This is a genomic window from Streptomyces sp. GD-15H (assembly GCF_045291515.1).
Classification (GTDB): domain Bacteria; phylum Actinomycetota; class Actinomycetes; order Streptomycetales; family Streptomycetaceae; genus Streptomyces.
This window is the reverse complement of sequence record NZ_CP149447.1, coordinates 2852551-2876193: the sequence shown is the minus strand read 5'-3', so window position 1 is coordinate 2876193 and position 23643 is coordinate 2852551. Positions and strand designations below refer to the sequence as shown.

The following is a 23643-nucleotide window of genomic DNA, read 5'->3' as shown; positions in this document are numbered from 1 at the left end:
GCTTACGGTATTGAACGGGAGGTCGCGGCGTGTGCACGCAGCGTGTTGGATTTTGCGAACTCCCTTATCTGTCAGGCAACCCCCGCCCGGCGGGGGTGCGAGAGGAGAACCCATGTCGCTCGACGTCTCACCGGCCCTACTCGAACAGGCCGAGCGAGGCGAGGTCGACGAAGCAGACTTCGTCGACTGCGTCCGGACCTCCCTGCCCTACGCGTGGGAGATGATCAGCTCCCTGGTGGCCCAGTTGAAGGTGGACGGCGGACAGTTCGCCGACAACCAGACGCCCCCGCCGGACGAGCAGGCTCGCGGTCAGCTGCTGCGCGCGCTCGCCAGTGACGCGATACGCGGCGCGCTGCAGCGGCACTTCGGTGTCCGGCTGGCCTTCCAGAACTGCCACCGGGTGGCCGTGTTCCCGCTCGACTCCTCGGTCGACGAGAGGCTGGCCAAGTTCACCTCGGTCCGTGGTCAGCTGCTGAACCAGTCACCGGAACTCCGCGACTGCTGACGCGCCACGTCGGTCGCTTGTCGCTCCGTACGCGGGAGGTGCGGTCTGTACCGGGGCGGCAAGCCATCATCGAACCCCCGGCTCGTTCAGACGAGTTGGGGGATCACCTCGGAGCCGAGCCGCCGTACGTTCTCCTCGGTCGCCGCGAGGTCGCCGGAACCCTCGACGAGCAGGGCGAACCGGGAGATGCCGGTCCGCTCGCTGGTCGCGGCGAGCCGGTCCGCGCACAGCCGCGGGGTGCCCACCGGGTGCAGCCCGCAGAGCAGTTCGGTGTAGGCCAGCGGGTCGCGCATCCGCCGCTCCCGGTCGTCCACCGTGACATGGGCCTCGAGTCCCTGCCGCAGCCAGCCCGGCATCGCTTTGAGCAGCGTCTCCGCCGCTTCGGTGCGCCGGTCGGCGATCTGCACGACGCCGGCCGACACATGGGCCGCGCGGTGGATCAGGGACGCCTGGCCGTCCGCACGCGCGCGCGTGCCGCCGCCACAGGGCGACCATCTCGGCCTTCTCCTCGTCCCCCACATGCATGCCGAGCAGCATCGGCAGCCCGCGCTCGGCCGCGAGCCGCACGCTCGCCGGGGAGGTGCAGGCGACCACGACCTCGGGGCCCTCCGCCTCGGTGAGGGACTCCGACGGGCGCGGGACGACGGGCACTTCACGGAACCGGAAGCGCTCCCCGTCGGCCGCGACGGACGGTTCGCGCAGCCAGCGCATCAGTAGATCGAGTGATTCGGGGAACCCCTTCTCGTACGCCTCGAGCCCGGATCCGAAGACCTCCAGGTCGACCCACGGCCCGCCGCGCCCGACGCCCAGCGAGAACCGTCCGCCACTGGTGACGTGCAGCAGCGCGGCCTGCTCGCCGAGCGCCACAGGATGGGCGGTGGGCAGCACGCTGACCGCCGTACCGACCCGGATGCGGCGGGTGCGGCCCAGCAGGAACGCCGCCAGGGTGACCGCCGACGGGCAGGTGCCGTACGGCACGAAGTGGTGCTCGCCGAGCCAGACCGCGTCCAGCCCCGCCTCCTCGGCCACCTCGGCCGAGCGGACCGCTCGGTGCAGTGCCTCCCCCTCGCCCTGCCCGGGGAACTGGGCGGCCAACACGAAACTTCCCACGTACATCGCTTTCCTGCTTCCTTGGCTCCGACACGGAGCTCCCCCACAGGGCACAACCGTCTGACACGTGTCGAGGACACGGTATGGAGGGGGAATTTACGGATTGTCTGCAGAATGGGCGGTTCTGGAGCGAGTGTTGCGCCCCCGTGAAGGGAAGCTTGTGATGTTTGGTTCCGTACGTGTACCCCGGCCCGTGCCACGTAGGCTGGAAGCGGTTCCCGCATCCTGTATAGCCCCGTGAGGTGTTCTGTGTCCCCGCGTCGCAACCGACCCAAGGGAGCCGGTTCGTCCGGCCGGAGCGCCGGGGACGACCGTTCCGGGCGGTACGGCGGCTGGCAGTCCACGGAGAGCTGGCAGGGCGAGGAGTGGAGCGTGCGGCACGTGGCGGGCTCCAGCGCCCAGGGCAAGGCGTACCGCTGCCCCGGCTGCGACCAGTTGATCCCGGACGGGGTGCCGCACGTGGTGGCCTGGCCGGAGCACGCGGGGATCGACGACCGTCGGCACTGGCACAAGGCCTGCTGGCACGCCAGGGACCGCCGCACCACGCGGGTGCGGCGGTCCCGTAACGCGCCGAGGTTCTGAGGGACGGGTAGGGCCCCGCGTCCCCCGGCGCCCTACACGTCCCGGCGCCCCAGCAGGGTGAAGGCGCCGCCGAGCGCCGCGGCCGTGACCCCGAGCATGATCCACAGCGGGTCCCAGCCGGACGGACCGGACGTGCTCAGGGAGTTGGCGTAGAAGACGCTCATCTGGTTCGGGATGGAGTACTCGAACAGAGCGGTGCGCACGTCCTCCAGCGAGGAGGCGAACATGAACATCGCGATCACCAGCGGGGCGAGCACGGCGCCGATCATGAGGGTGATGGCGCCCGCCGAGTGCCGGATGACCGAGCCGACGGCCAGCGAGAGCGTGCCGAGCAGCGCGATGTAGAGCGAGATGCCGACGGTGGCCTTCAGCCACTCGCCGCCGGTGGGCTCCCCCACGTTGTTGCCCTCCAGCATCGCCACGTGCAGGAACGCGACGGCCGTCGCGGACAGCAGCGTCACCACGAAGGCGACCAGGAAGAACACCAGGGCCTTCGCCGCGAGCACCCGCCCGCGTGAGGGACAGGCGACCATGGTGGTGCGGATCATGCCGGTGCCGTACTCCGAGGCCGTGGTCAGCACGCCCAGCGTGATGACGCACATGCTGCCCAGGAGCAGTCCGAAGAAGCCCATGGACAGCGCGTTCTCACCGTTCAGATCCGGGTCGGTGCTCGCCACCACCGCACCGGTCAGCAGGCCGATGCCGACGACGAGCAGTACGAACACGCCCAGCGTCCACAGCGTGGAGCGCACCGACCGGATCTTCGTCCACTCGGAGGCGATCGCGTGCCCCAGGTGCGTGCGCACCACCGGGATCGGCGAGTGGTAACCGGGATCCGTCGCCTGCCATGCGGGCGCGGCCTGCTGTGTCGGGGGCTGGGGCGTGCTCATCGGGCGTCCTCGGGCTTGGTCACGTCGGAGCTGGACGGGCTGGAGGGAGCGGCCGTCGGCGCGGTCGGCGGGGGAGCGGCCGGAGCGGTGCCCCGGACCGGCTGAGCGGCGGAGGGAGGTTGCGGGGCGGGCTGGGCGTACGGGTTTGGCCACCGGCACTCCCAAGGCGGCTCCAGGGGCGCTCGGAGCCGCTCCAGGGGCGCCCGGAGCGCCGTACGGGCCCGCGGGAGCCTGTGGTGCGCCCGGGGCCGCCGCGAACTGCTGACCGCCCTGCTGGGGCGGCGGCGGGGCGTACCATCCGGGCTGGCCATGGCCCGGTACCGGCACCGGCGGCTGCGTGTCCGGCGGCAGCGGCTGCTGGAGCCCCGCCTTCTGGTCGTCGGTGGAGCGGTAGTCGACCGCTCCCTGCGTCATCCGCATGTACGCCTCCTCCAGCGAGGCCTGGTGCGGTGACAGCTCCCACAGCCGTACGCCGGTGTCGTGGGCGATGTCACTGACGCGCGGCAGCGGCAGTCCCCTCACCCGCAGCGCGCCGTCCTGCTCGGGCAGCACCTGGCCGCCTGCCTCGCTGAGCGCGGCGGCCAGCTTCTCGCGCTGCTGCGGCTCGGTGTCGGGTGTGCGCACCCGCGCGAAGTCGGCGGAGTTGGCCGAGATGAACTCCTTCACACTCATGTCGGACAGGAGTTGTCCCCGGCCGATCACGATGAGGTGGTCGGCGGTCAGCGCCATCTCGCTCATCAGGTGGGACGAGACGAAGACCGTACGGCCCTGCGCGGCGAGCGACTTCATCAGGTTGCGCACCCAGAGGATGCCCTCGGGGTCGAGGCCGTTGACCGGCTCGTCGAACAGCAGCACCTGGGGGTCGCCGAGCAGCGCGGCGGCGATGCCGAGCCGCTGGCCCATGCCCAGGGAGAAGCCCTTGGAGCGCCGCCCGGCCACCTCGTGCAGCCCGACCACGCCCAGCACCTCGTCCACCCGCCGGGCCGGGATGCCGGACAGCTGGGCCAGGCTCAGCAGGTGGCTGCGGGCGGACCGGCCGCCGTGCACGGCCTTGGCGTCCAGCAGCGCGCCGACCTGCCGGGCGGCGTTGGGCAACCTGCGGTAGGGATAGCCGCCGATCGTGACGTGGCCCGCGGTGGGGTTGTCCAGACCGAGGATCATCCGCATCGTCGTGGACTTGCCCGAACCGTTGGGGCCGAGGAAGCCGGTGACGGCGCCAGGACGTACCTGGAAGGAAAGGTTGTACACAGCGGTCTTGTCGCCGTACCGCTTGGTCAGGCCGACTGCCTCGATCATGCTCCGCCCCATCGAGAGGTTCAGGACAACGAGGGCACACACCCCCGTAAGGGTTAGGAGGATATCGAGAGGCTGACGGTTCCACCCAAGGCGAGGTAAAAACTCGGCCTCGCCCGGACCGGACGCCTCCTCGCCCGGCCCGTGCCCTGCCCTGCCTCTACGCGTCACGTCTCCTCAGCACCAGGTATCCGCCGATGAGTGCCGCGATCACCCACAGCACCATGATGCCGAGACCGCCCCAGGGCCCGTACGGGGTGTCGTCGTCGAGCGGCGTGACCACCTGCATGATCTTGCTGCCCGCCTGGTTGGGCAGGAACCGGCCGACCTTCTTCGTCGCGTCGACGTTGCCCAGGATGTTGGAGATCAGGAAGAAGAACGGCATCAGGATGCCCAGCGACAGCATCGGCGAGCGCAGCATCGTGGCGACGCCCATCGAGAACACCGCGATCAGGGTCATGTAGAGACCGCCGCCGATGACGGCCCGCAGCACTCCGTCGTCCCCGAGGGACGCCTTGTGCTCGCCGAGCATCGCCTGCCCGAGGAAGAAGGCGGCGAAGCTGGTGCCCATGGAGACGACGAGCGCGAGTGCGGTGGCCACACCGAGCTTGCCGGCCAGGAAGGCGCCGCGCTGCGGCACGGCGGCCAGCGAGGTGCGGATCATGCCGGTGCTGTACTCGTTCGACACCACCAGCACCCCGAACACGATCATCGCGAGCTGACCGAGGCTCATCCCGGCGAAGCTGATGAACGTCGGGTCGAAGGAGAGCCTGCTCCGCGGGCTCATGTCGTCGAACTCGTTCGCGGAAAGCGCCGAGATCAGCATGCCGAGCGCGATGGTGACGACCACCGCCAGGGAGAGCGTCCACACCGTGGACGCCACCGACCGGATCTTGGTCCACTCGGACCGGACGACCTGCGCCGCCGCCATGCTCAGCCCCTCTTCCAGCCGTCGTCCCACTGCTGCGGGGGTGCGGGTGTGTCGGAGTGCGCGTGGTACTCCACCGACTCCGCGGTCAGCCGCATGAACGCCTCCTCCAGGGAGGCCCGCTGCGGGCTCAGTTCGTGCAGCACCAGCCGGTGGGCGGCCGCCAGCTCCCCGATCCGCTCGGCCTTGGCGCCGTCCACCTCCAGCACCCCGTCGCCGCTCTCGACGACCGTGAGGCCGGCCTCGTGCAGCACGTCCAGCAGCCGTTCCCGCTGCGGGCAGCGGACCCTGACGTACGAACGGGAATGGCGCGTGATGAAGTCGGCCATGGAGGTGTCCGCGAGCAGCCGGCCCTGCCCGATGACGACGAGGTGGTCGGCGGTCAGCGCCATCTCGCTCATCAGGTGGGACGAGACGAAGACCGTACGGCCCTGCGCGGCGAGCGTCTTCATCAGGGTGCGGATCCAGTGGATGCCCTCGGGGTCGAGGCCGTTGACCGGCTCGTCGAACATCAGGATGCGCGGATCGCCGAGCAGCGCGCCGGCGATGCCGAGCCGCTGACCCATACCGAGCGAGAACCCCTTGGCCTTCTTCCTCGCGACCGACGTCAGTCCCACCGTGTCCAGCACCTCGTGCACCCGCTGCCGGGGGATGCCGTTGCTCTGGGCGAGGCACAGCAGATGGTTGAAGGCGCTGCGGCCGCCGTGCATGGCCTTGGCGTCGAGCAGCGCGCCGATGTACTTCAGCGGGTCCTTGAGCCGGTCGTAGTGCCGGCCGTCGATGCGGACGTCACCGGCCGTGGGCCGGTCCAGGCCCAGCATCATCCGCATGGTGGTGGACTTGCCCGCGCCGTTGGGACCGAGGAACCCCGTGACGATGCCCGGTCTGACGGTGAACGTCAGGTTGTTGACCGCCACCTTCTCGCCGTACCGCTTGGTCAGCCCCTCGAGCTCGATCATGCGGCCACGCTAGAACGGGACGAAGCCCTCTGCCACCCCAGTGGCAGAGGGCTTCGCCGATGTTCAGCCACGGTATTCCGGCCGGTAACCGGAACCGCTGCCTACCGGGTCTGCTGGGCCGGAACCCCGCGGGAGGCGGTCTCGTCCTCGGCCGGCGTGCCTGCCGCGGCCACCGCGGCGCCCGTGAGCGTCGCCAGCATCTCGCGGACGTTGGTCAGCTGGGCGTTGATGGAGTCGCGACGGTTGGTCAGCGCCGCCAGCTCCCGCTCGGATTCCGAACGGATCCGGTCGGCCTTGGCGTTGGCGTCGGCCACGATGTCCTCGGCCTGGCGCTGGGCGGTCTCCACCGTCTGGCGGGCCCGGCGCTCGGCGTCGGTGCGCAGCTTCTCGGCCTCCAGGCGCAGCTGCTCCGCGCGGTGCTCGATCTCGGCGAGCCGCTTCTCGGCCTTGGCCTGACGCGACGCCAGGTCGCGCTCGGACTGCTCGCGGCGCTTGGCGAGGTTCGTCTCGAAGTCGGCGGCGGCCTGCGCGGCCTTCGCGCGGGTCTCCTCGAAGAGGGCGTCCGCCTCCTCGCGCTTGGACTGCGCGTCCTTCTGCGCGTCCGACCGCAGCTGAGCGGCCTCGCCCTGGGCCTTCTCGACGATCCGGACGCCGTCGTCCTCGGCCTTCGCCCTGCGCTCGACGGAGTACGACTCCGCGTCGTTGCGCACCTGCTGGGCGGCCGACTCGGCGAGCTCACGGTGCTGCTCGGCCGCGCGCCGGGCCTCCTCACGGAGGTCCTTCGCCTCCTCCTCGGCCAGGCGCAGGATCTTCTCCACGCGCGCGCCGAGACCCGCGTACGACGGCTCGGCGTCGGTGACCTGGGCCTGGGCGTTCTGGGTCTCGAGGTGGAGCTCCTCGATGCGCTTTTCCAGAGCGGTGATGCGGGCGAGAGCGCTGTCACGGTCGGAGACGAGTTTGGAGATTCGTTCGTCCACCTGAGCGCGGTCGTATCCACGCCGCACAAGCTCGAAGCCGTAGGGGGAAGTGTCGCTCATGGGGTTCCTGTCGAATGAGACCGGTGAGGTGATAGGGGGAATCCTAGGCGCCGAAGCGCTGTGTCATCGAGCGGATGCACGTTTGATACGGAGAATGACACCCCCTTTGAGTGGCCGGCACCCGGAGCGCTTGCCAAGTGCATGCTCAAATCCCCTCGTCAGCACGGGATTTGACATGCCGACAAAGGATTTCCCTCGTCATCGAAGAGTTTGACCGGTTTGTTATACGGCGCCCTGACTGTCCGGAGACTTGCTCCGCGGGCCCGGCGTACCGGCCGCCGCGGCGGCCTTCACCCCGCTGTCCTTGCCGCCGCCCGGAGCCTCGAACGACTCCAGCGCCTCCAGGACGTCCTGCACGCGGGAGATCTCGGTGTTGATGTCCTCGCGCCGCCGCACCAGGACCTCCAGCTCGCGCTTGCCCTCCTCGACCGTGACCCGCGCCTCGCGGATCGCCTCGGCCTTGAGCTCCTCGGCCTCCCTGACGAGCGCGGCCTTCTTCTGCTCGGCCTCCTTCAGCAGTCCTTCGGCCTTCTTCACCGCGGCGATACGCACCTTGCCCGCCTCGGAGTTGGCCTCGGACACGATCTCCTTGGCCTTCGCCTGAGCCTTGGCGAGCTGCTCCTCGGACGCCTTGATGAGCGCGTCGCAGCGGTCACCGGTGGACTTCATCGTCTCGGCCGCCTCACGGCGGGCCCGCTCGTGCAGCTCCTCGATCTCGCCGGTGACGCGGTCCCGCAGCTCCTCGGCGCGCTCCCGGATCCGGGTCGCGTCCCGGCGGGCCCCGACCAGCAACTCGTCCGCGTCCGCACGGGACTTCTCCACCCGAGAGTTGCCCTCGACGGTCGCCTCGAAGACGATCCGGTCGGCCTCGGTGCGGGCCGCGCCCACCATCGAGTCGGCCTGGGCCTCCGCGTCCGCGGTGGTCTTCTGCGCCTGCTGCTGCGCCTCGGTGAGCAGCTTGTCCGCCTCGGCGGTGGTCTCCGTGAGGAGCGTGTCGACCTGCTCGGCCGCCTCGGAACGCCGCTTGTTGGCGTCCTTACGGGCCTCGTCCAGTGTGCGCTCGGCCTCCTCGCGCGCGGAGGTCACCAGACGCTCGGCCTCCTGCTCCGCGTCGGCCCTGAGCCGCTCGGACTCGCCCCGGACCCGCTCCGCGTGCTGCTGCGCCGAGTCGGCCGTCCGGGACGCCTCGGCCCGCAGGCGCTCCGCGTCGCCCGTCGCGTCCGAGATCAGCTTCTCGGCCTTGGCGACCGACTCCGCGCGCTGCCGGTCGGTCTCCGTGATCGTCTCCGCGGTGAGCCGCTCCGCCTCGCTCCGCGCCTCGGTGATGAGGGTGTCCGCCTGCGTCGCCGCTTCCGAACGGATCCGGTTGGCGTCCTGACGGGCCTCGGCCCGGGTGCGCGCGGCACTCTGCTCGGCCTCGGCGACCGTGTCCGACGCCTCCGTACGCATCCGCTGGGTCTGCTCGAAGACCTCCGAACGGACCCGCTCCGCTTCGGTGATCGCCTCGGACACCGTGCGCTCGGCGAGCGACTTGGCGGCCTCCGACTCCTCCTGCGCCTCGCGCCGCAGCCGGCTCGCGTCCTCGCTCGCCCGCTCCCGCTCCGCGTAGGCGTCGGCCCGGACCCGGTCCGACTCCTCCTCCGCCTCACGCCGCACCCGGTCCGCCGCGTGCTCGGCGGCGCTGCGCAGCCCGGAGATCTCCTCCTGCGCCTGCTCGTGCAGCCCCGCGACCGAATCCCGGACCTGCTGTGCGTGCTGCTCGGCCGCCGACACCATCTCGGTGGCACGCCGGTCGGCCTCCTCGACCAGCCGTACGGCCTCGGCCTGCGCCTCCTCCACGCGCGTACGCGCCGCGGCCAGCAGCTCCTCGCTCTGCTCCCGGGCCCGCTCGCGCTCTTGGTCGGCCTCCTGCCGGGCCGCGCCCAGCAGTTCCTCGGCCTCGCGGCGGCGCCGGGCGGCCTCCTCCTGCGCGCCGGCCAGCGTCTGAGACGCCTCCGCGCCGAGCCGCTCGGCGGCGGCCAGCGCCTCGGCCCGCATCCGGTCGGCGCTGTCCTGCGCCTCCGACTTGAGCCGCTCCGCCTCCGCCGCGGCCTCCGAACGCAGCCGCACGGCGACGGACTCGCCCTCCGCGCGGGACGCCGACGCGTCCGCCGCGGCCTCGGTGCGCAGCCGCTCGGCCTCCGCCTCCGCCTGCTCACGGAGCGCGCGATTGCGCTCCGCCGCCTCGGTGCGCAGCCGCTCGGCCTCGTCCGAGGCCTCCCGGCGGATGCGGCCCGCCTCCTCACGGGCGTCGCTCAGCGCCTGCTCGGCCGAGGCCAGCCGCTCCTCGGCCTCCGCGTGCAGCCGGGTCAGCTCCTCGGCCACCTCCGCGCGGCGTGCCGTGACAGCCCGCTCGGCCTCCTCGTGCAGCTCGCGCGCGGCCCGCTCGGCGTCCTCCTTGAGCGAATCAGCCTGCTCGACGGCCTCCGCGCGGTGCCGCTCCGCCTCCTTGCGGGTACGGTCCAGTGTCTCCTCGGCCTGCCGACGCAGCGCCGTGGCGCGCTCGATTGCCTCGGTACGGACCTTCTCGCTGTCCGTCTGCGCGGTGGAACGCAGCTCGTCCGCGTCCGCCTTCGCCTTGGCCAGCAGCTCCTCGGCGGACCGGGCCGCCTCCTCGATCTGCGCCACGGCCTCCTTGCGGGCCTCCGCGCGGATCTTCTCGCCCTCGGCGACCGCGTCGGCACGCAGGTGCTCGGCCTCGCCGCGCAGCCGACGGGCCTCCTCCTGCAGCTCGACCGTCTTGGCGCGGTACTCCTTGGTGTCGTCCTTCGCCGCGCCCTTGAGCTGGGTGGCGATGTCGTGCGCCTCGGCGCGCAGCCGGTCCGCCTCGGCCTCGGCCTCCCCGCGGATCCGCTCGGCCTCCTCGGCCGCCGCCCTGGTGGTCCGCTTGGCTTCCTCCGACGCCTTGTTGAGTACGTCCTCGGCGGTCTTGGCCGCCTTGGACAGCTGGGTGGCGCTCTCCTCGGCGGTGATCGTGCGGGCCTTCTCGGAGGCCTCCGTGACGATCTTCTCGGCCTCCGCGCGGGCGTCCGCGACGACCTGTTCGGCGTCCGCCCTGGTGGCCTCGGCCTCCTTGGTGGCCTCGCTGACCAGCCGGGCGACCTGCTCCTTGGCCGTGCGCGTGCGGGTCTCGTTGGCGGACTCGGCGGAGGCGAGCGTCTTCGACGCGGCCTCCTTCGCCTCGGCGAGCACCTTGCCCGCCTCGACGCGGGCCTCGCGCAGCGCCGCCTCGGCGTCCGCCATGCGCTGTTCGGCCGCCCTGGCGAGTTCCTGGGCCTCGCGGCGGGCGGACTCCGACTCGCTGGCCGTCGACGTCCGCAGCTGCTCGGCGTGGTCGGTGGCCTCCTGCGCCTGCGTGGAGGCGGCGCTCAGCAGCCGTTCGGCGTCCGCACGGGCCCGGCGCAGGGTCTGGTCGGCCTCCGCGCGCGCCGCCTCGGCCTCGCTGCGCAGCCGCCGGCGGGCCTCGGAGGTCACCCGTTCGGCCTCCGCGCGGGCGGCGGCCAGGGCCTGTTCGGCCTCCGCGCGGGACTCGTCGAGCAGCCTGCGGGCCTGCTGCTCGGCGCGGGCTCGCACCTGCTCCGCCCACGCCACGTTCTCGTTGACGTGCGATTCGACGGTCTGCCGACGCTCCGCCAGCTCCTGGTCGAGCTGCTGGCGCCGGGTCACCGCCTCCTGGTGCAGCTCCGACTGGAGCCGGGCCGCCTGCTCGGCGTGCTCCTGGAGGATCCGCTGGGTCTGCGCCCGCACCTGGCTCAGCTCGCGCTCGGCGTCCGCGCGGAGCTGGTCGGCCTGCACCTGCGCGTTACGCAGCAACTGCTCGGCCTGATAACCGATGTCGCCGCCCTCGTAGGTGGGCCGGGACATGATGGTGCGCCGCGCCTCGTGCAGCTTGGCGCGCAGCACCTCGACCTGGTAGCCGAGGTCATCGGCGTGCTGGATCGCCTTTTCCCGCTCGGTCTTCAGCCGCTTCATCTCGGCTTCGAACCGAGAGAGGTGGTCGACGTCAGCCGCCGGCTCTCGCTCCTGGCTCTCGTAGCCCCGCACTGCGCGGTCCCATCCGTCCCCTGGTCGCATCTCTGGCCGAGCCCCGTCCATCCGCCGAACGGGGCTCCCGGGGAATGGTGTCAGATCAACGGAGGAGCAGGCGCTGCTGCCCCCGCGCTCGCCCCCGAAACCCGGACCCCGGTAAATCCTGCGGTCAAGAAGGACGACGTTCACCCGAATGGAGGCAGTTGTCACCTTTTTGCCGGCAGGACCTGATCGCCCTGGATCGAGCGGCGACCGCCCCCAACCCTACCGGCCCTTATGTACGTGGGTCAGTGCTCAGGTGACTCAACAGGCGCCGAAGTGACCAGTTCGGTCAGTACGCCGTGGCAGTCCTTGGGGTGCAGGAAGGTGATCCGTGATCCCATGGAGCCGCGCCGGGGCTCTTCGTACAGCACACGTACGCCCTTGTCCTTGATGTCGGCGGCCTCGGCGTCGACGTCCGCCGTACCGAAAGCGATGTGGTGGACCCCCTCGCCGTTCTTCGCGAGCCACTTCGCGACGGTGGAGTCCTCCCGGGTCGGTTCGAGCAGCTGGAGGTAGGAGGCGCCTCCGTCCGAGGTCTCGTTGATCTTGAGCATCGCCTCCCGCACTCCCTGCTCCTCGTTGACCTCGGAGTGGAACACCTCGAAGCCGTACGTGGCCCGGTAGAACTCCACGGTCGCGTCGAGGTCGAAACAGGCGATCCCGATGTGGTCGATTCGCGTCAGCATGGAATCAGTGCAGCGCTACCGGAGCGGTTACGCAACGTGCGCGCGATCACACCGTAAGCCCGATGACGGGGCGGACCGCAGGTCAGTACATTCGTAGTAAACCCTCGTTCACTCCTCGGCTGTGCAGCCGAAAGGGGATCGCAGCTCATGACTTCCGCAGCTTCTGAATCCACCGCATCATCAACGTCCTCCGCCGCGAACGGTACGACGTCCGTCATCGTCGCGGGCGCCCGCACCCCGATGGGCAGGCTGCTCGGCTCGCTGAAGTCCTTCTCCGGAGCCGACCTCGGCGGCTTCGCGATCAAGGCAGCTCTCAACCGCGCGGGCATCGGCGGCGACCAGGTCCAGTACGTGATCATGGGGCAGGTGCTCCAGGCCGGGGCAGGGCAGATCCCGGCGCGCCAGGCCGCCGCCAAGGCCGGCATCCCGATGAACGTCCCGGCACTCACCGTCAACAAGGTGTGCCTGTCCGGCCTCGACGCGATCGCGCTGGCCGACCAGCTGATCCGGGCCGGCGAGTTCGACGTGGTCGTCGCCGGCGGCCAGGAGTCCATGACCAACGCCCCGCACCTGCTGCCGAAGTCCCGCGAGGGCTTCAAGTACGGCGCGGTCCAGATGATCGACGCGATGGCGTACGACGGTCTGACCGACTCCTTCGAGGGCGTCGCCATGGGCGAGTCCACGGAGAAGCACAACACGCGCCTCGGCATCGGCCGCGCCGAGCAGGACGAGATCGCCGCCCTGTCCCACCAGCGGGCCGCCGCCGCGCAGAAGAACGGCGTCTTCGCGGCGGAGATCACCCCCGTCGAGATCCCCCAGCGCAAGGGCGACCCGGTCCTCTTCAACCAGGACGAGGGCATCCGCGGCGACACCACCGTCGAGTCGCTCGGCAAGCTGCGCCCCGCCTTCACCAAGGACGGCACGATCACCGCCGGTACCTCCTCGCAGATCTCGGACGGTGCGGCGGCCGTGGTCGTGATGAGCAAGGCCAAGGCGCAGGAGCTCGGCCTGGAGTGGCTCGCCGAGATCGGCGCCCACGGCAATGTGGCCGGCCCCGACAACTCCCTCCAGTCGCAGCCGTCCAACGCGATCGCCCACGCCCTCAAGAAGGAGGGCCTCGAGGTCTCCGACCTCGACCTCGTCGAGATCAACGAGGCCTTCGCCGCGGTGGCCGTGCAGTCAATGAAGGACCTCGGTGTATCCACGGAAAAGGTGAACGTCAACGGCGGCGCCATCGCCCTGGGGCACCCGATCGGGATGTCCGGCGCCCGGCTGGTGCTGCACCTGGCGCTGGAACTGAAGCGGCGCGGCGGCGGCGTCGGCGCGGCGGCGCTGTGCGGCGGCGGTGGCCAGGGCGACGCCCTGATCGTGCGGGTGGCCAAGGCCTGACCCGGTTCCGATGGTCGGCCGGTTTTTCTCTCGTGAACGGAGCTGTGATGCAGGACGTCTCCACTCTGGTGGCCCAGGCCAGGGACGGCAGGCCGCGGGCCGTGGCCCGGCTGATCTCCTTGGTGGAGGGGGCGTCCCCGCAGTTGCGGGAGGTCATGGCGACCCTGGCGCCGCTGACCGGCAACGCGTACGTGGTCGGGCTGACGGGATCACCGGGCGTCGGCAAGTCGACGTCCACCTCGGCGCTGGTGACCGCGTACCGCAAACAGGGCAAGCGGGTCGGGGTCCTGGCCGTCGACCCGTCCTCGCCCTTCTCCGGCGGTGCGCTGCTCGGTGACCGGGTCCGGATGTCGGAGCACGCCTCCGACCCCGGCGTCTACATCCGCTCCATGGCGACCCGCGGCCACCTGGGCGGCCTCGCCTGGTCCGCGCCGCAGGCCATCCGCGTCCTGGACGCGGCGGGCTGCGACGTGGTCCTGGTGGAGACGGTCGGCGTCGGCCAGTCGGAGGTGGAGATCGCCTCCCAGGCCGACACCTCGGTGGTGCTGCTGGCCCCCGGCATGGGCGACGGAATCCAGGCGGCCAAGGCCGGAATCCTGGAGATCGGCGACGTCTACGTCGTCAACAAGGCCGACCGCGACGGCGCGGACGCCACCGCCCGCGACCTGAACCACATGCTGGGTCTCGGCGAGGCCCGCGCCCCCGGCGACTGGCGCCCGCCGATCGTCAAGACGGTCGCCTCGCGCGCGGAGGGCGTCGACGAGGTCGTCGAGGCACTGGAGAAGCACCGCGCGTGGATGGAGGAGCGCGGGGTCCTGGCGGAGCGCCGGCTGGCCCGCGCCGCCCGCGAGGTCGAGACGATCGCCGTCACGGCCCTGCGGCAACGCATCGGCGACCTGCACGGCGACCGCCGGCTGGACGCGCTGGCGGAACGGATCATCGGCGGCGAGCTGGACCCGTACCACGCGGCGGACGAACTGGTGGCGGGGCTGACAGAGAGCTGACACGAGGCCGAGGCCGAGGCCTGGGCAGGAGCGGACGGAAAGGGGCGGGGCGGGCGAATTCGCCCGCCCCGTTCCTTGTCCACCGGCCAGTTCAGCGGTCGTCGCGGTCGTCGTCCTCGTCCGCGGTGACCTTGCCGCGGTTCAGGTCGACCAGCCATTCCCGGTCGTCGTCGCCGGAGGTGATCGTCTCGACCTCCCAGCCCCGGGTGTCGTCGTCCAGGTCCACCGACGTCACCGTGCCCTTGGAGGCCGCCGCCTCCGCGGCCTCCTCGGCCGTCACCGACGTGCCCTTCAGCGCTGCCCGCACCTCGTCGGCGTCGTCCTCGGCGTCGGTCTCCGAGCCCAGGACCTCGCCGGTGTTCGGGTCGATCCACACGCTGTACCAGGTGTCGCCGCCGCCGAGGACGTCGACCTCCCAGGCCGCCTTGCCGCGGTGGTCCCGGTCGTCGTCATCGGCACCGTCGTCGTCCCTCTCGACGGCGACCGCGGTGCCCGGCTGGTGCTTCAGGGCGACGGCGATGGCGTCGGCCGCGTTCACCTTCGCGGAGAGCGCCTGAGCGTCGTCGTCGAGGTCGTCGAGGTCGTCCCGGTCGTCGTCACGCCGGTCGTCGTCCGACCCCACCGTGTCCACCGGGTGCGTCGTCGTCGGCGTGTCGTCGTCCCCCGAGGTCGCGATGGCCGTTGCGGTGCCTCCCCCGATCAGTGCCGCGGCGGTGACGACGGCGATCACGATGTTGCGCTTCATGCGGGTTCCTCCCCAGTCGCTTCGTTTTCGACGTCTTCAATGTCGCCGATCGAACCTGAGGGGAACCTGAAACCACATCAACAACCCGGGACCAAAGCCCCGGGCTTGCACAACGGGCATCACTGGATGTGACACTGCGTTTGAGTCCAGCCCCGCCCCGCGGACGCGGGAGCGGGGCAGGGGCCGTTGACGGGGCCCCGCGTCGCCACAACTCCCACGCCCGGGCGCGGATGTTGCGGGAGCCGTTCCGGTCCGCGTGATCAACGAATCCGCAGGACCGGCACGCGAACCGGGCCTGGGAAGCCCGGTTCGCCCTGTCGATGTGCCCGCACTCGGCGCAGGTACGGGAGGTGGACGCCGGATCGACGTGCACCACCGGCACCCCCGCGCGGCGGGCCTTGTACGCGATGAACTGCCCGAGCTGGTGGAACGCCCAGGAGTGCAGGGTGGCCCGTTGGGGCTTGCGAAGCCGTACCCTCTGCCGGATGCCCGTGAGGTCTTCCAGGGCGATTCCGCGACCGGTGCGTTCCGCCTCGGCCACCACATGCTTCGCGATCTTGTGGTTGATGTCCCTGGCCCGCCGCGCCTCCTTGCGGCGGCGTCTCTTCAGCCGCCGCCGGGCGGACGGGGTGTTCTTCTTCTGGAGCTTGCTGCGCAGGCCGCGCTCGCGGGCCCGGATCCGGTTGAGTCCGCGCCCGGCCATGATCTCGCCGTCCGACGTGGTGGCGATGTTCACGATGCCCAGGTCGACGCCGAGAAAGTCCACCGGGTCCGTGTTCAGCGGCGCCTCGGGGACCTCGCAGGTGGCGTTCAGAAACCACCTGCCGTCCCGGCAGATGCGATCGGACTCGCCCCTGCGGTACCGGGCGAGCGTGGCCAGCTGTTCGGCAGACGCGGTGAACGCCACGTTTTTCATCCGCCCGCCGGTGGTCCACACCGACACCGTCCGCCCGGCGAGCTGCCACGAGAGCATCCGGTCGTCGAAGGGCTGGGCGCCCAGGGGGCGGAAGGCGACGGGTTTCTGGGTGGCGCGGTGGCGTGCCGAGCCGGGAGGGCCGAGGCGGCCCGCCGTCAGGCTCGCCCGCAGGGTGGCGTACGCATCACAGACCTTCTTGATCGTGTGCTGGGCCGCCTGGGCGCCCAGGTCCCACCGCGACCTGACCTGCCCGTGGGTGAGCCTGCGCAGGGCGAAGTTCTTGCACTCCCCGCGGTCGAAGGCGACCTCGCTGACCCAGGTGGCGGCCTCGTCGCAGGCGCGCAGGGTCGCCTCCAGAGCCGCCGCCTGCCCGGGCGTCGGCAGCAGCCTGACCTGCACCACCAGCTTCACGATCACCGATCGTGGGCACCCGCACGACGCCGCACCACGCGTTCCCCACCGGCCATCCCATCGGGTGCAGCCCGGCACCACCGGGTCCGCCGCACCCTGCCCCGCGAGATTCGGCCGCCACGCGGCCGGACGGACACCGCGACATCGGTATGCTCCGCGCCGCGGGACACGAGGGTGCGATTCCTCCCGGGGCCGAAGCCCCGGGGTTCCTCGCAAGAACACGCTGAAGTGATCTTCAGGTTCGCTCTGCGACCCTTGTGCGCATGCGCCCACCCGTCACCCACCACCACCCTGCAGGAGGCGCCGCGCGCCACACCTCTCGGATCTTGATGGTCGAGGACGAAAAGCGGCTGGCCCTGTCCCTCGCCAAAGGCCTGACGGCCGAGGGATACGTCGTGGACGCCGTCCACGACGGCCGGGAGGGCCTGCGCCGGGCCACCGAGGGCACCTACGACCTCGTGCTCCTCGACATCATGCTGCCGGGCCTCAACGGCTACCGCGTCTGCGCCGCCCTGCGCGCCGCCGGCCACGAGATGCCGATCCTCATGCTCACCGCCAAGGACGGTGAGTACGACGAGGCCGAAGGGCTGGACACCGGCGCCGACGACTACCTCACCAAGCCGTTCTCCTACGTCGTCCTCGTCGCCCGCGTGAAGGCGCTGCTGCGCCGCCGAGGTCAGGGCGGCGGGGCCTCCCCCGTGCATGTGCACGGGGATCTCAAGGTGGACACCGCGGCTCGCCGGGTCTTCCTCGGCGAGGACGAAGTGACGCTCACCGCCAAGGAGTTCTCCGTGCTGGAGCAGCTGGTGCTGCGGGCCGGTGAGGTGATCTCCAAGGCGGAGATCCTGGAGCAGGTCTGGGACTTCGCCTACGAGGGCGACCCGAACATCGTCGAGGTCTACATCAGTGCCCTGCGCCGCAAGCTGCGCGCCAAGCTGATCCGGACGGTGCGCGGCGCCGGTTACCGGCTGGAGACGGCGCCGTGAGCCGGCTGTTCGGCTCGGTCCGCTCCCGGGCGACGCTCGGTGCCACGCTCGTGGTCGTGGTCGCGCTGGTCGTGACCGGCACCGCGGTCCTGCAGGCGCTGCGCTCCAACCTGACCGCCGAGGCGGGCGCCCAGGCGGAGCGCACGGCGCGGTCGGTCGCCTCCGAGCTCGCCGCGCGGACCCCGTACGAAGAGCTGTCGGGGCTGGACGGCGAGGCCGGGCCGGTGCAGGTCGTCGACGAGGACGGGAACCTGGTCAAGGCCGCCGAGGGCCTGCGGTGGATCAACGGCACGGTCACCGACGAGGTGAGTCCCCGGCCGTCGTCCTCGCCCTCCGCCTCACCCTCGCCCCCGGCCCGCGAGGACGACGATGACGACGAGGACGAGGACGACGAGGACGAAACGGAGGACTCCGGCGGCTCCGGCGAAGCGGAGCGGTCGCCGGATGCCGGCGCCGCCCCGTCCCTCGCCCCCGGCGAGACCAGCCCGCAGACCACCTTCAGCAGCGGCGCCGCGACGATCCTCGGCGACACCGCCGACTACCGCTTCGCGGCCGTCGACGTGCGGACCCACGAGCGGGGCCTGCTCACCGTCTACGCGGGCGCCCCGCTGGCCGCCGAGCACAGCGCCGTGCGGACCGCGCTGACCGTGATGCTGATCGGTTTCCCGCTGCTCGCGGCGCTCGTCGCCGGTATGACCTGGGTGGTCACCGGGCGTGCCCTGCGTCCGGTCGCCGGGATCCGCGAGGAGATGGCCGCGATCACCGCGTCCGAGGACCTCACGCGCCGCGTCCCGGAACCGGCGACCCACGACGAGATCGCGCGGCTCGCCCGCACCACCAACGAGACCCTCGCCGCCCTGGAGAAGTCCGTGGAGCGGCAGCGGAGCTTCGTCGCCGACGCCTCCCACGAGCTGCGCAGCCCGATCGCGTCCCTGCGCACCCAACTGGAGGTGGCCGCGGCCCACCCCGAACTCCTGGACCTGGACGGCGCCGTCGAGGACACCGTGCGGCTCCAGCACCTTGCCGCCGACCTGCTGCTGCTCGCCCGGCTGGACGCGGGGGAGCGGCCCGTCGACGGCAGGGTGGACCTGGCCGCGCTGGCCCGTGAGGAGGCGGCGGGACGGACGGGCGTCACGGTGGACGCGGAGACGGCGGAGGTGGCCGGGTCGCGGGGGCAACTGGGCCGGGTGCTCGGCAACCTGCTCGACAACGGCCGCCGGCACGCCCGCGAGACGGTCTCGGTGACCGTGCGGCGGGAGGGTGACTGGGCGGTGCTCGGTGTGGCCGACGACGGCGACGGGGTGGCCGAGGCCGACCGGGAGCGGATCTTCGAGCGGTTCGTGCGGCTGGACGACGCCCGCAGCCGCGACGACGGCGGAGCCGGCCTGGGCCTCGCCATCGCGAGGGACGTCGCCGTACGGCACGGCGGGGCGCTCACGGCCGGTGCGGCACCGGCAGGCGGAGCCCTGTTCGAACTCCGCCTGCCGCTCGCCTGAGGGAGACCGGTGGGTCAGAGACGCCCGCGCTGTCCGCGCAGGTGCTCCGCGATGGGCCTGAGGGCCTTGTCCAGCTCCCCGAGGGTCTCGGGGGAGAGCAGGTCGATGAAGTGCCGGCGCACCGACGCCACGTGATGGGGCGAGACCTTCTGCATGGTCTCCATGCCGTGGTCGGTGAGGACGGCGAAGAGGCCGCGCCGGTCGGACTCGCAGTGCTCCCGCCGGACCAGGTCCGCGCTCTCCATCCGGGTGACCTGGTGCGAGAGGCGGCTCTTGGACTGCATGGTGGCGGAGGCGAGGTCGCTCATCCGCATCCGGCGGTCCTCCGACTCGGACAGGTTCACCAGGATCTCGTAGTCGTTCATTGTCAGGCCGAAGGGCTGCAGATCCTTTTCGAGCTGGTACGTCAACAGCCTGTTGACCTCCAGGTGGGTGCGCCAGGCGCACTGCTCCGCATTGGTCAGCCAGCGTGTGGCCGTCTCGGTCTCCATGGATGAAGTCTACCTAAAAAGTTGAAAGGTGAACTAGTGACGGTTTCCGTGTGACGGTGACAGCGTGCACGCGTTCGACGTCACACTCCGCAGACTACCGCTCACAGCCCGAAGCGACGCTGGAGGTCTCCCAGCTGTCCGGGAAGGCGCGGTGCCCCCGTGGCCTGCCCGGGTGCTCCGGAAACCCCGCCGCCGGGCACTCCCGGCTCCTGCGGAACGCCCCCCGTGGCCTGCTCCGTCATCAGGCTCTCGGACGACTGCAGCAGCACGGTGCCCGCCCCCACGAACTCGAACTGATGCTCCTCGCCGGAAGCCCCGCCGAGGCCCGTCATCGCACGTAGACCGCCCATGACACCGGTCATGTAGCCATGGTCGTAGTGGTGGCACGGGGAGGGGCAGTCCGCCCATCCCACCAGCGCCTGCGGGTCCACCCGGAGCGGGGGCTCCATGAACACCACCGGGCCGTTCGACACGGCCACGAACTTTCCGGTTCCGATGAGGGTCAGAAAACCTGGCACGATCGACTGTTTCAGCGACAGACTTGGCTGAAAAGCAAGCAGGTTGCCCGAGCGAATGGTCAGATTGCCGTCCTCGAGGTCGTACGAATTCACATCGAAGGCCCGGTCGGCGAGGAGCATCTTGCCCGAGCCCTCCGCCACGACCCAGTCGCTCGCGTGCAGTGGCGAATGGAACGACGTACGGACAAGTCGGTCGAGTCGGCCGTGCCCGATGCCGTTGAACTCGATCGTGCCGTAGTAGGCGATCATCTTCCCCTTCTGCAGGAACCACTGGCTCCCCCGGAGCTCCACACAGAAGGTGTAGTGATCGACGTTGTCGTCGGACGGCAGCGTCGCCGGGTCGAAGACCGTGACGGCGGGCCCGGGACCGCCGCCCGGGGATCCGTAGATGCTCAAAGCTTCTCCTCCGACGCCTGGACGTACACCGCACCGCTGCCGCTGAGCTCCAACTGGAACGCCTCGCCGGAGCCGCGCCCCACCATGTCCCGCCAGCCGAGCGCGGTGGACAGCTTGTTGCGGACGTCGCCGTGGTGGGCGACGTAGGCCTGCGGGTCGACATGCACCGGGCGCTGCGGGGTGATCGGGACCTCGATCACGCCCCCGTGCGCCATGACGGCCACGGAGCCGTGCCCCTTGAGCGTGGTGGTGAACAGGCCCTGCCCGGAGACCTGACCCCGGGCCATGCCCCTCACCCCGCCCTGCGAGCCCAGGAACACCGTGCCCTGCTCCAGGGTGCCCTCGAACGCCAGCAGGCGGTCCGCCTCGACGTACAGGGTGTCCCCGGAGAGGTTGATCACCTGGATGTGGTGGCCGCCGTGCCCGAACAGGACCGTGCCGTTGCCCTCGACGCTCATCAGGGGCGTGTCCTCGCCCGCCACCCGCCGGCCGATCATCGACCGCAGCCCGCCCTGGCCGCCCGCCATGTTGGGCGTGAAGCCGACCTCGCCCCGGTACGCGAGCATCGCGCCGCGCTGGCTGAACAGCCGCTGACCGGGCACCACGGTCGCCTCGACGACCTTCGAGTTGATCTCCCGGAAGCCCATGTCAGACATCCCCCGCGATCGTCTTCCGTTCGCTGGGCTGCACGTAGACCAGCCCGTCGCCCTCGAACCGCATCTGGAACGCCTCGCCGCCGCCCTCCCCGAGCAGCGTGCGGAACGTCACCCCGGCCTGGAGGGACTGCCGCAGATTCCCCTGGTGGGCGACATAGGCACCGGGGTCGACAGTCAGCGGGTACTGCGGACCGACCCGGAGCACCACCGCCGGCCCGTCCGACATGATCGCCGCCTGGCCGTGCCCCTCGACGGTGGTCGTGAACAGCCCGTTGCCCTGCGACGCCCCGCGCAGGCCCGTGAAACTGGTCCCCGTGCGCAGGCCGCCGTCGGTCGCCAGCAGGTTGCCCGACTCCACGAAGAGCCTGTCCCCCTGGAGGCCGACGAGATTGATCTCGGCGGCGCGATCGGCGAACCAGCAGGTCCCGCGCCCCTTCACCTCCATCACCGTCATCTGCTCACCGGTCAGCCGCCGGGTCACCATCCCCCGGATGCCGTCCCCGCCACCGGTGAGCTTCTTGAACGCCATGTCGCCGTCGTACGCGACCATCGAGCCGTTCTTCGCCTTCACGGCATCTCCGGTCATGTCGACGGCGAGCACCTTGCTGCTCTGAAGTCGGAACATCGCCACGTCTGCGACGTTAACCGCCGCTCCGCCCCGCCGACAGCTCCTGTGGGGTGAGTCGCGCACCCTGAGAATCCCCCTAGGACCTGCCCCGGGCGCAGGGCGCGAGTGGGCGAGGCGGAAGCCGGACCCGCTCCGGCGATCGCGGACGGGGTTTGTCACAATGGACACACGCTTGTGCGTGCATTCACAAACGTCTCTCCCACCGAAGGTGATCCGTGGACCTCAAGACCGCCAGTGCCCTCCGCCGCCTCCGCCTGGTATCGGGCCCCGAGGCGATCTCGTTCCTCCTGCTGCTCGTCGCCTCGGTCCTGAAGCGGACCACGGAGTTCAACGCCGTCCCGGCGCTGGGCGCGATCCACGGATTCCTCTTCGTCGTGTACGTGCTCTTCTGGGCCGATGCCTGGAACCGCACCAAGTGGTCGCTGAAGACCGCCGCCTTCTACTTCCTGATGTCGGTGCTGCCCACCGGCGGCTTCTTCGCCGAGCGCCGGCTGAAGGCCGAGACCGAGGACGCGGTCATCGCCTCCCGTGCCCGTGCCGAGGGAGTGGTGGGCGCGTGATCGTCGCCTTCTCCGTGACGCCGCTGGGCGTCGGCGAGGACGTGGGGGAGTACGTCGCCGACGCCGTGCGGGTGGTCCGCGAGTCGGGGCTGCCGAACCGCACCGACGCCATGTTCACCTCGATCGAGGGCGACTGGGACGAGGTGATGGACGTCGTGAAGCGTGCCGTGGCCGCGGTCGAGGCACGCGCCCCGCGGGTCTCGCTCGTCCTCAAGGCGGACATTCGCCCCGGGGTCGAGGACGGCCTCACCTCCAAGGTCGACACCGTCGAGCGGCACCTGGCGCAGGACGCGGAATAGCGGGACCGCCCGATCGCCGTCCGGCGCAGGTGAGGACGCACCGGCGCGGACCGAAGGGCGAGACGGGGCTGACCAGCAGGTAACCGGCCGATAGTGTCTGCTGCGTGCCGAAGCCGCTCAGTCTCTCGTTCGATCCCATCGCCCGTGCCGACGAACTCTGGAAGCAGCGCTGGGGAAGCGTGCCGTCCATGGCCGCGATCACGTCGGTCATGCGCGCCCACCAGATCCTGCTGGCCGAGGTCGACGCGGTGGTCAAGCCGTACGGGCTCACCTTCGCCCGGTACGAGGCGCTGGTGCTGCTGACCTTCTCGAAGTCCGGCGAGCTGCCGATGTCCAAGATCGGCGAGCGGCTCATGGTGCACCCCACGTCCGTGACGAACACCGTGGACCGGCTGGTGCGGTCGGGCCTGGTCGCCAAGCGCCCCAACCCCAACGACGGCCGCGGCACCCTCGCGAGCATCACCGACAAGGGCCGCGAGGTCGTCGAGGCGGCCACCCGCGACCTGATGGCGATGGACTTCGGCCTCGGTGCCTACGACGCCGAGGAGTGCGCCGAACTCTTCGCGATCCTCCGCCCCCTACGAATCGCGGCGGGGGACTTCAAAGAGGAGTGACCGACGGCACCCCGGACCCGGCCCGGGATCCGCAGGAACGGACCGTTACGCTCGACGGCATGAAGCGAAGCGTGCTGACCCGCTACCGGGTCATGGCCTATGTCACCGGTGTCCTGCTCGTCGCGCTGACCATCGGCATGATCGGCAAGTACGCGCTCAAGATGGACGGAGCGGCCGACTTCACGCAGGTCGTTAGCATCGCCCACGGCTGGCTGTACGTCCTGTACCTGGTCTTCGCCTTCGACCTCGGTTCCAAGCTGAAGTGGCCGGTCAAGAAGCAGATCTGGGTGCTCCTGGCCGGAACCGTCCCGACGGCCGCGTTCTTCGTCGAGCGCAGGATCTCCCGTGAGCTGGAGTCGGCGGACGCCGCCGACACGCCTGCGACCGCCAAGGCGTAGCCACCGGGTGTCACCGCGGGGTACCACGGAGCGTCA

At 71.0% G+C, this 23643-nt stretch carries 20 protein-coding genes and 4 pseudogenes; 10 read left to right on the top strand and 14 right to left on the bottom strand.

Translation table 11 applies throughout. The annotated features are described in order from the left end of the window. Window positions 1–112: 112 nt before the first annotated feature. Entirely contained in the window at window positions 113–505 is a 393-nt protein-coding gene (locus WJ438_RS13350) for an SCO5389 family protein (protein ID WP_406725434.1), read from the top strand. A gap of 86 nt (window positions 506–591) precedes the next feature. On the opposite strand, the pseudogene WJ438_RS13345 reads toward WJ438_RS13350, so the two are convergent. Beyond that, window positions 592–1621, bottom strand: a pseudogene (locus WJ438_RS13345) (LLM class flavin-dependent oxidoreductase). A 243-nt stretch (window positions 1622–1864) separates the two neighbouring features. Between WJ438_RS13345 and WJ438_RS13340 the strand changes: the two are divergent. Beyond that, complete coding sequence (locus WJ438_RS13340) at window positions 1865–2197, top strand: ATP/GTP-binding protein (protein ID WP_406725433.1); 333 nt, start codon at window positions 1865–1867, stop codon at window positions 2195–2197. Window positions 2198–2229: 32 nt separating this feature from the next. On the opposite strand, the pseudogene WJ438_RS13335 reads toward WJ438_RS13340, so the two are convergent. The 7 genes and pseudogenes from WJ438_RS13335 to mce all read right to left on the bottom strand — a co-directional run. Further along, a pseudogene (locus WJ438_RS13335) lies at window positions 2230–2862 on the bottom strand (ABC transporter permease subunit); the annotation flags it as partial. A gap of 221 nt (window positions 2863–3083) precedes the next feature. Then, window positions 3084–4383 (bottom strand): annotated as a pseudogene (locus WJ438_RS13330) (ABC transporter ATP-binding protein). Window positions 4384–4540: 157 nt separating this feature from the next. Further along, a complete protein-coding gene (locus WJ438_RS13325) occupies window positions 4541–5311 on the bottom strand; it encodes an ABC transporter permease (RefSeq protein ID WP_406725432.1) in 771 nt (256 codons plus the stop codon). Window positions 5312–5313: 2 nt separating this feature from the next. After that, window positions 5314–6267, bottom strand: a complete 954-nt coding sequence (locus WJ438_RS13320) for an ABC transporter ATP-binding protein (protein ID WP_406725431.1) — start codon at window positions 6265–6267, stop codon at window positions 5314–5316. A 101-nt stretch (window positions 6268–6368) separates the two neighbouring features. Continuing rightward, window positions 6369–7304: a cellulose-binding protein gene (locus tag WJ438_RS13315; protein WP_406725430.1), complete on the bottom strand. Its 936-nt coding sequence runs from the start codon at window positions 7302–7304 to the stop codon at window positions 6369–6371. Window positions 7305–7526: 222 nt separating this feature from the next. Further along, a complete protein-coding gene (gene scy / locus WJ438_RS13310) occupies window positions 7527–11387 on the bottom strand; it encodes a polarized growth protein Scy (RefSeq protein WP_406725429.1) in 3861 nt (1286 codons plus the stop codon). Between the two features lie 272 nt (window positions 11388–11659). After that, on the bottom strand, window positions 11660–12100 hold the full coding sequence (mce, locus tag WJ438_RS13305; RefSeq protein WP_406725428.1) for a methylmalonyl-CoA epimerase: 441 nt from the start codon (window positions 12098–12100) through the stop codon (window positions 11660–11662). Window positions 12101–12247: 147 nt separating this feature from the next. Here mce and WJ438_RS13300 point away from each other — a divergent pair, with 147 nt between their 5' ends. Together WJ438_RS13300 and meaB are read left to right on the top strand one after the other, a co-directional pair. Beyond that, a complete protein-coding gene (locus WJ438_RS13300) occupies window positions 12248–13489 on the top strand; it encodes an acetyl-CoA C-acetyltransferase (protein WP_406725427.1) in 1242 nt (413 codons plus the stop codon). Window positions 13490–13536: 47 nt separating this feature from the next. Then, on the top strand, window positions 13537–14493 hold the full coding sequence (meaB, locus tag WJ438_RS13295) for a methylmalonyl Co-A mutase-associated GTPase MeaB (RefSeq protein ID WP_406725426.1): 957 nt from the start codon (window positions 13537–13539) through the stop codon (window positions 14491–14493). A gap of 91 nt (window positions 14494–14584) precedes the next feature. On the opposite strand, the gene WJ438_RS13290 is transcribed toward meaB, so the two are convergent. Both WJ438_RS13290 and WJ438_RS13285 read right to left on the bottom strand, forming a co-directional pair. Then, on the bottom strand, window positions 14585–15238 hold the full coding sequence (locus tag WJ438_RS13290) for a PepSY domain-containing protein (protein WP_406725425.1): 654 nt from the start codon (window positions 15236–15238) through the stop codon (window positions 14585–14587). Window positions 15239–15338: 100 nt separating this feature from the next. Continuing rightward, window positions 15339–16565: pseudogene (locus tag WJ438_RS13285) on the bottom strand (RNA-guided endonuclease InsQ/TnpB family protein); the annotation flags it as partial. Between the two features lie 263 nt (window positions 16566–16828). Between WJ438_RS13285 and WJ438_RS13280 the strand changes: the two are divergent. After that, the gene (locus tag WJ438_RS13280) at window positions 16829–17551 is read left to right on the top strand and encodes a response regulator transcription factor (RefSeq protein ID WP_406725424.1); all 723 of its coding nucleotides are present in this window, start codon (window positions 16829–16831) and stop codon (window positions 17549–17551) included. Continuing rightward, complete coding sequence (locus tag WJ438_RS13275) at window positions 17548–19047, top strand: sensor histidine kinase (RefSeq protein ID WP_406725423.1); 1500 nt, start codon at window positions 17548–17550, stop codon at window positions 19045–19047. The genes WJ438_RS13280 and WJ438_RS13275 overlap by 4 nt, the downstream gene beginning before the upstream one ends. A 14-nt stretch (window positions 19048–19061) precedes the next feature. Here the strand turns inward: WJ438_RS13275 and WJ438_RS13270 are convergent, their stop codons facing one another. The 4 genes from WJ438_RS13270 to WJ438_RS13255 form a co-directional block, all read right to left on the bottom strand. Further along, complete coding sequence (locus WJ438_RS13270; protein ID WP_406725422.1) at window positions 19062–19538, bottom strand: MarR family winged helix-turn-helix transcriptional regulator; 477 nt, start codon at window positions 19536–19538, stop codon at window positions 19062–19064. A 101-nt stretch (window positions 19539–19639) separates the two neighbouring features. Further along, a complete protein-coding gene (locus tag WJ438_RS13265) occupies window positions 19640–20452 on the bottom strand; it encodes an AIM24 family protein (RefSeq protein ID WP_406725421.1) in 813 nt (270 codons plus the stop codon). After that, complete coding sequence (locus WJ438_RS13260; protein WP_406729673.1) at window positions 20449–21099, bottom strand: AIM24 family protein; 651 nt, start codon at window positions 21097–21099, stop codon at window positions 20449–20451. The genes WJ438_RS13265 and WJ438_RS13260 overlap by 4 nt, the downstream gene beginning before the upstream one ends. 1 nt (window position 21100) lies before the next feature. Beyond that, window positions 21101–21733, bottom strand: a complete 633-nt coding sequence (locus tag WJ438_RS13255) for an AIM24 family protein (protein WP_406729672.1) — start codon at window positions 21731–21733, stop codon at window positions 21101–21103. Window positions 21734–21951: 218 nt separating this feature from the next. Between WJ438_RS13255 and WJ438_RS13250 the strand changes: the two genes are divergently transcribed. The 4 genes from WJ438_RS13250 (at window position 21952) to WJ438_RS13235 (ending at window position 23607) form a co-directional block, all read left to right on the top strand. Next, window positions 21952–22296, top strand: a complete 345-nt coding sequence (locus WJ438_RS13250) for a DUF3817 domain-containing protein (protein ID WP_406725420.1) — start codon at window positions 21952–21954, stop codon at window positions 22294–22296. Next, entirely contained in the window at window positions 22293–22595 is a 303-nt protein-coding gene (locus WJ438_RS13245) for an MTH1187 family thiamine-binding protein (protein WP_406725419.1), read from the top strand. Before WJ438_RS13250 ends, WJ438_RS13245 begins: the two co-directional genes overlap by 4 nt. Window positions 22596–22699: 104 nt before the next feature. After that, on the top strand, window positions 22700–23209 hold the full coding sequence (locus WJ438_RS13240; protein WP_406725418.1) for a MarR family winged helix-turn-helix transcriptional regulator: 510 nt from the start codon (window positions 22700–22702) through the stop codon (window positions 23207–23209). Window positions 23210–23268: 59 nt separating this feature from the next. Further along, window positions 23269–23607, top strand: a complete 339-nt coding sequence (locus WJ438_RS13235; RefSeq protein WP_406725417.1) for a DUF3817 domain-containing protein — start codon at window positions 23269–23271, stop codon at window positions 23605–23607. Window positions 23608–23643: the final 36 nt, after the last annotated feature.